Source organism: Streptomyces sp. NPDC007808, from assembly GCF_042868655.1.
Classification (GTDB): Bacteria; Actinomycetota; Actinomycetes; order Streptomycetales; family Streptomycetaceae; genus Streptomyces.
In genome coordinates this window covers 1,212,197-1,222,218 of record NZ_JBIAEQ010000002.1, presented here as the reverse complement: position 1 = coordinate 1,222,218, position 10,022 = coordinate 1,212,197, and the positions used below count along the sequence as shown (strand labels likewise).

6 protein-coding genes are annotated in these 10,022 nt (G+C 72.9%); 1 reads left to right on the top strand and 5 read right to left on the bottom strand.

What is annotated here, in order from left to right; genetic code table 11:
- Positions 1-91: 91 nt before the first annotated feature.
- On the bottom strand, positions 92-634 hold the full coding sequence (locus tag ACFYNL_RS11810; RefSeq protein ID WP_388800454.1) for a MarR family winged helix-turn-helix transcriptional regulator: 543 nt from the start codon (positions 632-634) through the stop codon (positions 92-94).
- Positions 635-788: 154 nt separating this feature from the next.
- Between ACFYNL_RS11810 and ACFYNL_RS11805 the strand changes: the two genes are divergently transcribed.
- Complete coding sequence (locus ACFYNL_RS11805) at positions 789-1,202, top strand: organic hydroperoxide resistance protein (protein WP_388800451.1); 414 nt, start codon at positions 789-791, stop codon at positions 1,200-1,202.
- A gap of 129 nt (positions 1,203-1,331) precedes the next feature.
- On the opposite strand, the gene ACFYNL_RS11800 is transcribed toward ACFYNL_RS11805, so the two are convergent.
- The 4 genes from ACFYNL_RS11800 to ACFYNL_RS11785 all read right to left on the bottom strand — a co-directional run bounded on the left by ACFYNL_RS11800 (position 1,332) and on the right by ACFYNL_RS11785 (position 9,854).
- Positions 1,332-2,930: a hypothetical protein gene (locus ACFYNL_RS11800; protein WP_388800448.1), complete on the bottom strand. Its 1,599-nt coding sequence runs from the start codon at positions 2,928-2,930 to the stop codon at positions 1,332-1,334.
- Between the two features lie 50 nt (positions 2,931-2,980).
- Positions 2,981-5,215 carry a CDP-glycerol glycerophosphotransferase family protein gene (locus ACFYNL_RS11795; RefSeq protein WP_388800445.1) on the bottom strand — a complete coding sequence of 745 codons (2,235 nt, stop codon included), beginning with the start codon at positions 5,213-5,215 and terminating at the stop codon, positions 2,981-2,983.
- A gap of 1 nt (position 5,216) precedes the next feature.
- Positions 5,217-7,418: a CDP-glycerol glycerophosphotransferase family protein gene (locus tag ACFYNL_RS11790; protein WP_388800442.1), complete on the bottom strand. Its 2,202-nt coding sequence runs from the start codon at positions 7,416-7,418 to the stop codon at positions 5,217-5,219.
- Between the two features lie 156 nt (positions 7,419-7,574).
- Complete coding sequence (locus ACFYNL_RS11785) at positions 7,575-9,854, bottom strand: CDP-glycerol glycerophosphotransferase family protein (protein WP_388800439.1); 2,280 nt, start codon at positions 9,852-9,854, stop codon at positions 7,575-7,577.
- Positions 9,855-10,022 lie beyond the last annotated feature (168 nt).

Genomic DNA, 10,022 nt, shown 5'->3' with positions numbered 1-10,022 from the left:
GTCGCAATCCACACCGAACCCAGAGGCCCTCGCCTCGTTCAAGGACCGCTCAAGGCGTGTCGCCTGTCACCAACGTCCTGGGACAGCACACCTAGGCCCCGCGTCCCCCCGCCCCCCTCGGCCCGGCCTCCTCCAGCCCGGCGGCCCCCTCCAGCCCGGCGGGCCCCTCCAGCGCCGCCTCCTCGACCGCCGCCGTGTCCAGCGCCTCGGTGAGCTGGTCCAGCCGTGCCCGCAGTGCGCGGATCTCGTCCACGTCGAAGCCGGTCGCGGCGGCGATTCGGCGCGGCACCTGCAGGGCCCGTTCGCGCAACGCGACGCCCTCCTCCGTCAGCCGCACCTCCACGGAGCGCTCGTCGCGGGCGCTGCGCTCCCGGCGTACCAGCCCTGCCGCCTCCAGTCGCTTGAGCAGTGGCGACAGCGTGCCGGAGTCGAGGCGGAGGTGTTCGCCGAGCTTCTTGACGGGCAGGTCGCCGTGCTCCCACAGCACCAGCATCGCCAGGTACTGCGGGTAGGTGAGCCCGAGGTCCTTCAGTACCACGCGGTAGACGCCGCCGAAGGCGCGCGAGGCGGCGTTCAGGGAGAAGCAGATCTGCTGGTCGAGGCGGAGCCAGTCGGCCGCGGGCGTGGTCGTCATGTCTCCAGGGTAGCCCTTGCTCCACGATTCAGTTGTGCGCAATTGAATTGTGTGCTCTACTTGTGGTCGTGCGGCGGCCCGAGCCAGACAGGGGCCGGCCGCACTGTCACGCATCGAGTCGCCTCGTCACGAACTTCCGAGAGGGATGGTTTCCATGGACGCGCTCTACACCGCTGTCGCCACCGCCACCCACGGCCGCGAGGGCCGCGCCGTCTCCAACGACGGCAAGATCGACCTTGCGCTGAGCACGCCGGTGGAGCTGGGCGGCAACGGGCAGGGCACCAACCCGGAGCAGCTGTTCGCCGCCGGGTACGCCGCCTGCTTCGGCAGCGCCCTCGGTCTCGTCGGCCGCCAGGCCAAGGTCGACGTCTCCGACGCCGCCGTGACCGCCGAGGTCGGCATAGGCAAGCAGGGCGAGGGCTTCGGCCTCGCGGTCACCCTGCGCGTCGAGCTCCCCGACACCCTGGACGAGGCGACCGGCCGCAAGCTGGTCGAGCAGGCCCACCAGGTCTGCCCCTACTCCAACGCCACCCGCGGCAACATCCCGGTCGACCTCGTCATCGAGTAGGGCCGTCAGGGTCCGTCCGCCGGGCGACGTCCCAAGCGACCGCCCCAGCCCGCCGGACGACCGCCCCGGGCGACCGCCCCAGCCCGCCGGACGACCGCCCCGCCACAAGGTCGCCCGGCGCCCGGACCGTCACCCGATCCGCGCCAGCACCTCCCCCGTCTCCCCGCTCCACGCCACCACCACCGCCTCCTCCGGCACCCGTTTCCACCGCGTCAGCAGCAGCCAGCGCGCGTGGTGGCGCCGGGCGATGGCGGTGCGCTCGGCGCGGCTGGACGTCGGGGCGAGGTAGGCGCGGACGTCGGCGAGCCGCCGCTGCCGTTCCCGGTCGTCGAGAGCGGGGTCGGGCCAGATCGGCGCCGCGAGGTTCGGACCGTACCCGGGCAGGGAGCGGGGCGCGAAGTGCCCGTCGGAGATGACCACCTCGCCCCTGCCGACATGCCGGGCCACCCACGAGTACGACGGCCACCGCGACGGCTGTTCGAGCCCCACCGGATCCAGCGCGCGCGGCACCACCGCCCCGCCCTGCACGGTGAGGAACCCGACGCACGCCCCGGCGGCGGCCGCCCCGCCCAGCGCCCTGCGCACCCTGCCCCACGGCCGGGGCGCCGCCAGCTCCACCGCGAGCGCGAACTGCAGCGGCACCAGGGTGAGTCCGAGGATCCTGCCGTAGGTGTAGTGCCCGCTGATCCAGCCGTACGCCACGACCAGGCAGTCCAGGGCGAACAGCAGTACCAGCGGATCCCGCCGGGAGTCCCGCCGCCATCGGGCCCACAGCGCCGGCAGCCCCAGCAGCGCCAGCCAGAACTGCCCGGGCAGCCGCTCGTACAACTGCCGGTGAATCCCGTCCACGCTGTCGTCCCCGGCCAGCGCGAACACGTCGAAGTACGGCCACGACCAGGCGAGCAGCACCGTCGCACCCGCCGCCACCCCCCACCGCGCGACCACGGCGCCCCGCCATCCGTGCTGCCACCCGGCGACGAACGCCACCGCACCCAGCACCGCCGCCACCGCGGTGATCGGGTGGATCAGCAGGATCAGCCCGTACAGCGCGCCGAGCCCCGCGTACCCGGCGAGACCGGGCAGTCCGCTCGGTCCGACGAACCGGACCCGCCCCCGCCCCCGGGCCCGCGCCCCCGTCAGCGCCCAGGCCCAGAAGGTGAGCCCGATGGCGAACGCCGAGGGGTAGCCGAGGTTGCCGGTCATCGACATCAGGTTCAGGTATCCGCTCCACCAGGCCCGCTCGGTCCCCCACAGCAGCGTCATCGCCCCCACGGCCAGCACCGGCGCCCACGGTCTCGGCGTCAGTACCCGCACGAGACGGCCGATGCCGGTCAGCAGCACGAGCAGGTTCAGCGGGCCGGCCAGCCGCACCACCTCCCAGCCGCCCAGCCCGGTCAGCCGGGCGAGCACGCCCTGCGTCACCGAGTACGGCGAGTAGTAGGGGCTGCCCGCGCCCGGCAGATCCGCCATCGGGTGACGCGGACGGAGCAGGGAGTCCTTGAGGCGTTCGACCACCGCCGCGTGCTGACCGGCGTCGCAGCACAGCGGCACGGCCCAGTACGCCAGCACCGTCACCAGGTAGAACAGCAACCCGAAGGCCTGGTACGGCGTCGGACGCCAACTGCCGCCGCCGCGCAGCGCACTCGCTCCGCGCACGGTCCTCCGGACGAGGACACCGACAGCGGTACCCGCGGCTCTGGTCGTGGAGGTTGTGTGGGTTTGAGGCATTTGCCGTATGTTCCCGGCCGGGTCGGTCGGGTCAACGGCTTCGCCTCACGTCACCTCATCGAGTGAGCCCGCACGGTGGCCGGAGCCGGCACCCGCCGCGCCCCGACCGGATGCTCCGGCATCCGCTCACCCAGCAGCAGCGTCCGTACGACCCGTTCCGCGGCCAACCCGTCGTCGAACTCGCAGAACCTCTCCCGGAACCCGGCCCGCAGCCGCTCCGACTCCCCGTCCCGCCACGTCCCGGACGCGAACAGCCACGCCAACTCCCGGTAGGAACGCGATACATGACCCGGTGCGTCGGCCGTGATGTCGAAGTAGGCGCCCCGACTCGCCGCGTACGCCGCCCAGTCGTCGGCATGGATCACGATCGGCCGGTCCAGGTTGGCGTAGTCGAACATCAGGGCCGAGTAGTCGGTGACCAGGACGTCGGCGGCGAGCATCACGTCCTCGACGTGCGGCTCGTCGGTCGCGTCGATCAGCACGCCCCGCCGGTGCAGATCGGCCAGGCCCGTCCCGCGTGCCGTGCCCTTCGCCAGCGACGGATGCAGCCGTACGACGAGGGTGTACCCCTCGCCCAGGTCGGCGGCGAACCGGGCCAGGTCGATCCGGTCGACATGGCCGCCGCGGCGGTAGTCGCGGCGGGTCGGCGCGTACAGGACCACGGTGTGCCCGGCGGGGACACCGAGCCGCTCGCGGGCCGCCTCACCGGCCTCGGGGCCCGCGCTGACCAGGACGTCGTTGCGCGGGCTGCCCGTCCTCAGGGACGTGAAGTGGCACGGGTACGCCCGCTCCCACACCAGCTCCGAGTGCCGGTTGGCCACCAGGCTGTAGTCCCAGCGGTCCGCCCGCCACAGCATCTTCGGCACGTCGAAGCCGTGCCGGGCGCCGGGCTTGGTCAGAAGGTCGGCCGCCATGTACTTCAGCGGGGTGCCCTGGTGGGTCTGGACATGGACGGTCCCGGGGCGCTTGGCCAGCGTGCCCGGCCAGTTCACGTTGTTCACCCAGTACGTGGCCCGCGCCATCACCTCGTGGTAGCGCCGCGAGCCCGGCGTCACGAAGTCGGTACCGGGCGGCAAGCCGTCCACCGCGTCCTCCCTGACCACCCACACGCCCCTGATGTGCGGGGCGATCTCCTGGGCCTTGGCGTGCACGGCCGCCGGATCGCCCAGGACGCCCCGGTGCGAGAACGCCGAGTAGACGGCGAGCCGCGGATCGAGCGGAAGCCTCGACCGAGCCGCGTACCAAGCCCGTTGGGCCCGCTGCGACACGGCCCCCGCCACCCGCCGCCGCCCCTTCCCGGCCACCTCGCGCAGCTCGCGCAGACCGCGCGCCGCGGCGTACGACGCGTAGGGAGCCGTCGCCAGCAGCCGCATCTCGCTGCCGCGCCGGCCCTCCGGCGGGACGAAGCCCTCGGGGAGGTGACGGGCGTGGAAGGAACGGATCTCGCGGTAGAAGTCCGCTCGGTCCGCCGGCCGCACCCGGTCCTCACGGGCGAGCACGAACAGCATGTGGTCCAAGGCCCGTTCGAACAGCAGCGGACGTGCCCAGTCCAGGTCCGGGCGTGCTTCGAGAAACGCGAACAGGCCCTCGTACTGGGGAAAGATGTCGAAGTGCCGCCGGCCGGGTGTCTTGGTGATCGCGCCCCGCCGGCGCTGCCGGTACTCGACACCGATCCGCTCCAGGCAGGCGATGCGGTCGGCGAGGACCATCGAGCGGTAGGTGACGGGCGCGTCCTCGTACAGGCCGGGGGCGTAGCGCAGCTCGTGCTGGAGGAAGAACTCACGCCGGTACGCCTTGTTCCAGGCGACCAGGAACAGATGCAGGTACTCGGGGTTCGAGCGCACGTCGAAGGTGTCCGTGCCGGCCGCGGCCAGCAGGTCCGCCGCCGAACTGCGGCCACCGCGGCCCCACCAGTGCGTGCGGACGTGGTCGAAGACCAGGATGTCCGGGTCGCCGTTGCCCTCCAGACGGGCCGCCACCGCGGCGAGCAGGCCCGGCGTGTAGGAGTCGTCGCTGTCGAGGAACAGCACGTAGTCGCCGCTCGCCTGCTCCAGACCGGCGTTGCGGGCCCGGCCGAGGCCGACGTTCTGCGGCAGGTGCAGCACCCGCACCCGGGCGTCGCGGGCGGCGTAGTCGTCCAGGATGGCGGGACATCCGTCCGGGGAGCGGTCGTCGACGGCGATCACCTCGAAGTCGCCGTAGGACTGCCCGAGCACCGAGTCCAGGCACTCCCGCAGGAAGCCCTGCACCTTGAAGACGGGGACGATGATGCTGAAGCGGGGCACGTCAGTTCCTCACGAGGGTCGTCGCGGCGGGGGCGGGGATGCGCTCGGCGAGCGGGATCACCGGCGGGATCGCCTCGGGCGGCTCGCCCAGCAGCACCCGGCGTACGACACGCTCCGCTGCGCGCCCGTCGTCGAACTGGCAGAACCGCTCCCGGAACGCGGCGCGCAGGGCCCCGGCCTCCTCGTCCGCCCACGAGCCGTCGCGGAAGACGGCCGCCAGCTCCCCGGGCGTCCGCGCCACCCGGCCCGGCGGGGCCTCCATCAGGTCGAAGTAGACGCCCCGCAGCTCCCGGTAGACGTCCCAGTCGTCCGCGTACACGACGATCGGCCGGTCCAGGTTGGCGTAGTCGAACATGATGGACGAGTAGTCGGTGATCAGCGCGTCCGCGGCCAGGCACACGTCCTCGGAGGAGAGATGGCCGGTGACGTCGATGATGCGTCCGGTGCCGCGCGCGGTGCCCTGGTCGTAGAAGTAGTGGGCGCGCAGCAGCACGACGTACTCGTCGCCGAGCTCCTCGCACAGCGCCCGAAGGTCGAGACCGGTCTCGAAGCCGGTGGCGTAGTCGCGGTGCGTGGGCGCGTACAGCAGGGCCTTCTTGCCCTCGGGGACGCCGAGTTCACGTCGGATGCGGGCGACGTCGGCGGCGGACGCCGTGTAGTAGACGTCGTTGCGCGGATAGCCGTACTCCAGGGGCTCGTGCGCCGAGGGGAACGCGCTCTCCCACATCTCGGTGGAGTGCCGGTTGGAGGTGAGGTTGTAGTCCCAGCGGTCGACGCGGGCCAGCAGCTTGGCGAAGCTGCCGGTCGCCGCCGCCACCACCGGATACGTCGCCTGGTCGGCGCCCATCTTCTTCAGCGGGGTGCCGTGCTGGGTCGACAGGTGCACGCTGCCCCTGCGCTTGACGACGGCGTCCGCGAAGTTGGCGTTGTTGATCAGGTACTTCGCGCGCGCCAGCACGTCCCAGTACGCGCGGCTCCCGATCACCGCGTACTCCACGTCCTTCGGCACGCGGTCCACCGCGTCCGGCTCGACCAGGAACACCGAGCGCAGATGCGGGGCCAGCTCCCGCGCCTTGGCGTGGACGGCCGCGGGGTTGCAGAGGTAGCCGCGGCCCCAGTACGCGCAGTACACGGCGAGGTTCTCATCCAGGGGGAGCCGCAGCTGCCACCGGTACCGCAGCCGCGTGCGCAGTCCCCGTGGGCGCGGCACACCCGAAGCGGCCCGCGCCGCGACCCGGTTGGCCCCGCGCAGCGCCCGGAACGCCGTGTACGCGCCCCGCGCGAGCAGCCGGTGCTGCACCCCGAGACTGCCGCCCGGCGCCCTGAAACCGGCCGGGCGGTGCCGCCGGTACAGCCCGCTCGCCCGGCGGAAGAAGGCACGCCGCCCGCGCCGCAGCCGCCGCGGATGGGCCGCCGTCTTCAGCACGGCGGCGAAGAGCTGCTCGAACAACGGCCCCAGCCGGTCCTCGGCCAGCCCCTGTTCCGCGGCGTGTGTCAGGACCGCCTCGACCTGGTCGAGCAGTTCGACGTGGTGCTCCCCGGGGAGGTTGAGCCGGTTCCCCTGCCGCCGCAGCAGATGCCGTACGACGACCCGCCGCAGCACCGCCATGCGCTCGGCACGCAGCGCGACCAGGCCACCGAACCCGATGTCGGTGAAGTGCCCGCCGGGGAAGGCGAGCTGCTGTTCGGTGAGGAAGGCCCGGCGGTAGGCCGCGCTCCACGCGGGGAACTCGACGCCCGTCAGCGCGGGGGCCTTCGCGGGCGGGAAGACCCCCTGCGGCGCCCGTGCCAGCGCCGGGGCCGCCGGATTGGTCGGCTCGCCCACCCACCACGGCGTCCGCTCGTGCTCGAAGTACAGGACGTCCACGTCACCGGTCTCGCCCAGCCGGGCGTCCAGCGCCGCCAGCGCGCCCGGCACCAGCTCGTCGTCGCCGTCCAGGAACAGCAGCCAGTCGCCGAGCGCCGCCCCCAGCCCGGCGTTGCGCGCCCCGGCCAGCCCGTCCGACGGCGGCGAGTGCACCGGCGCCACCCGGCAGTCCCGCTCGGCGTAACCCGCGGCGACGGCCGCTGCGGGGGACTCGGCGGCGTCGCAGACCGGGATCAGCTCGAAGTCGCCGAAGGACTGGGCGAGGACCGAGTCCAGCGCCTGGGACAGCCGGCCCGCGACCCCATGGGACGGAACGATGATGCTGAAGCGGGGCATACTGCTCTTTCTGTCGTGGTCGTTCAGGAGGCCGGGGCCGGCCTCAGCCGGTGCCGGCGACCGGGCCGCCCGGCCGGACGGCAGGTGGGCGGCCGGCTCGGCGTGGGCCGTGACGGGCTGGAGGGCATACGAACTCCTCTTCCGTGTGAACGGTGCTCAGAGGCTCTCGGTGACGGTCAGGGAACCCGCCGGTGGCGACACGGCCGCGGACGGGGACGCCGTCGCGCGCGGGGACTGCGGGAGCGACGCGGCCGGCGACGGCACCGGATGCCGCATGTCCTGCGGCACGACGGGCGGCACACCCCTCTCGCCCAGCACCACATGGCGTACGACCCGCTCGGCGGCGCGTCCGTCGTCGTACGGGCAGAAGCGCTCGCGGAACGCCGAGCGCAACTGGGCGGAGCGCGAGCCGCGCCAGTGGCCGGTGGCGAAGATGTCGATCAGCTCGTCCTCGCTGCGCGCCACCGCACCCGGCGGGAAGGAGCGCAGGTCGAAGTAGGTGCCGCGGGCCGCCTCGTACGCCTCCCGGTCGTCGGCGTGCAGCACGATCGGCCGGTCCAGGTTGGCGTAGTCGAACATGAGGGACGAGTAGTCGGTGACCAGGGCGTCCGAGGCCAGGCACAGCGACTCCACGCTGGGATGGCCGGTGACGTCGATCACCTGGCCGGCGGTGGGCGCGAGCGGGCCGCCGTGGCGGTGGTGGGCGCGGGCGAGGACGACGTAGCCGGGCCCCAGGCGGCGCAGGACGCGGTGCAGGTCGAGGGCGGTGCGCTGGGTGCGGCGGTAGTCGCGGTGGGTGGGGGCGTAGAGGATCACGACCACCCCCTCGGGGACCCCGAGCGCCTCGCGGATGCGGGTCACGTCCGCCGAAGTGGCCTGCTGGAAGACGTCGTTGCGCGGTGAGCCGTACTCCAGCGTCGTGTAGTCCCCGGGGTACACGCGCTCCCAGACCAGCGTGGAGTGGCGGTTGCCCGACAGGACGTAGTCCCATTTGTCGACGTCGTCGAGGAGGCGGTCGAAGTCCGTGTCCGCCCCCGCTGCCGGGCGTTCGCGCAGGTCGAGGCCCATGTGCTTGAGCGGGGTGCCCCGCTGGGTCTGCACCAGCACCTGGCCGCGGCGCTTGACCAGACGGCGGTCGAACTCGGCGTTGTGGACCAGGTACTTGGAGCGGGCGAGGGCCGTCCAGTACGCGGCCGTCTCCGGGCGCAGCCTGGCGGTGCCGGCGGGGACCGGACCGTCCTGGCCGGCGTCGGCGACCCAGGCCGTGCGGATGCGCGGGGCGTGCGCGCGGAACGCCTGCTCCAGGGCGCCCGGGTGGCAGCCGTGGCCGCGGACGCCGTGGGCGGCGAAGACGGCGCGGTCGGCGCGCACCGGCAGGCAGCGCTGGACGCGGTAGTGCAGACGCAGGACGAGGGCACGCAGACCCTTCAGCAGGCGGTTGGCGACCTTGGCGGTGCGGCGGATCAGGGCCGCCGTCAGCCGCAGGACGCGGTACGTGCGGTGCAGGCCCAGACGGACCAGGGTGTGGTGGAGGCGGCTGCGCAGCGCGACGGGGACACCGGGGGCGCGGTGCCGGCGGTAACGGGTGCGGGCCATGCGCAGGAACTCGGCGCGGCTGCGGCGCGGGAGGCGGTCGGGGCGGGCGAACACCACGACGAAGTGGTCGACCATCCGCCGGAACAGCAGCGGACGCCACCGGTCGAGTTCGGGGTTCCGGTCGACGTATGCGAAGACCCGGTCGTACTGCTCGAAGATGTCGAAGTGCCGCGGGCTGACCGTGCCGAGGATGCCTCCCCTGCGGCGCTGGCGGTAGTGCACGCACACCCGGTCGAGCGTCGCGATGGACCGCGCCGTCATCAGGACCGGGTACGTCCAGGGCGTGTCCTCGTAGTAGCCGGAGGGGAAGGTGAAGCCCTCTTTCTCGACGAAGTCCCGCCGGTACGCCTTGTTCCAGGCGACCATCAGCAGGCGCAGCAGACCGGGGCGGTCCGTCAGCCGGAAGGGCGCCGGGCCCTGCTCGCAGAGCTGGGGGGACGCCTGGTTGCGGATCGTCTCACCGGTGAAGAAGGTGCGCGCGTAGTCGTAGACCAGGACCTCCGGATCGCCGGTCTCCTTCAGCCGGCCGGCGATCGCGCGCAGGGCGTCGGGGGTGAGCGTGTCGTCGCTGTCGAGGAAGATCAGGTAGTCGCCGGTGGCCTCGGCCATGCCCGCGTTGCGGGCGGGCCCCAGGCCCTGGTTCTCCGTGAGGTGCACGGGGCGTACCCGCGTGTCACGGGCCGCGAACTCGTCGATGATCGCTCCGCACGCGTCCGGCGAGCAGTCGTCGACGGCGATCAGCTCCAGATCGGAGTACGACTGCGAGAGCACCGATTCCAGGCACTCCTGCAGGTACGCCTGAACCTTGTACGCGGGGACGATGACACTGAACCTGGGCACGGGACATCCACTGGGTCGACCTGGGCGGTGGGGGTTGTCGCCCTGCCGGGAACGGCCAATGGAGTGACTTGGTTACGGCGCGTACGGCATACGGGGGACGGTGCCGCAACGAGAGGGAAGGGGCGAACCGGTGTACCGGTCCGCCCCCTCAACGAAGCCTGTCCCGCG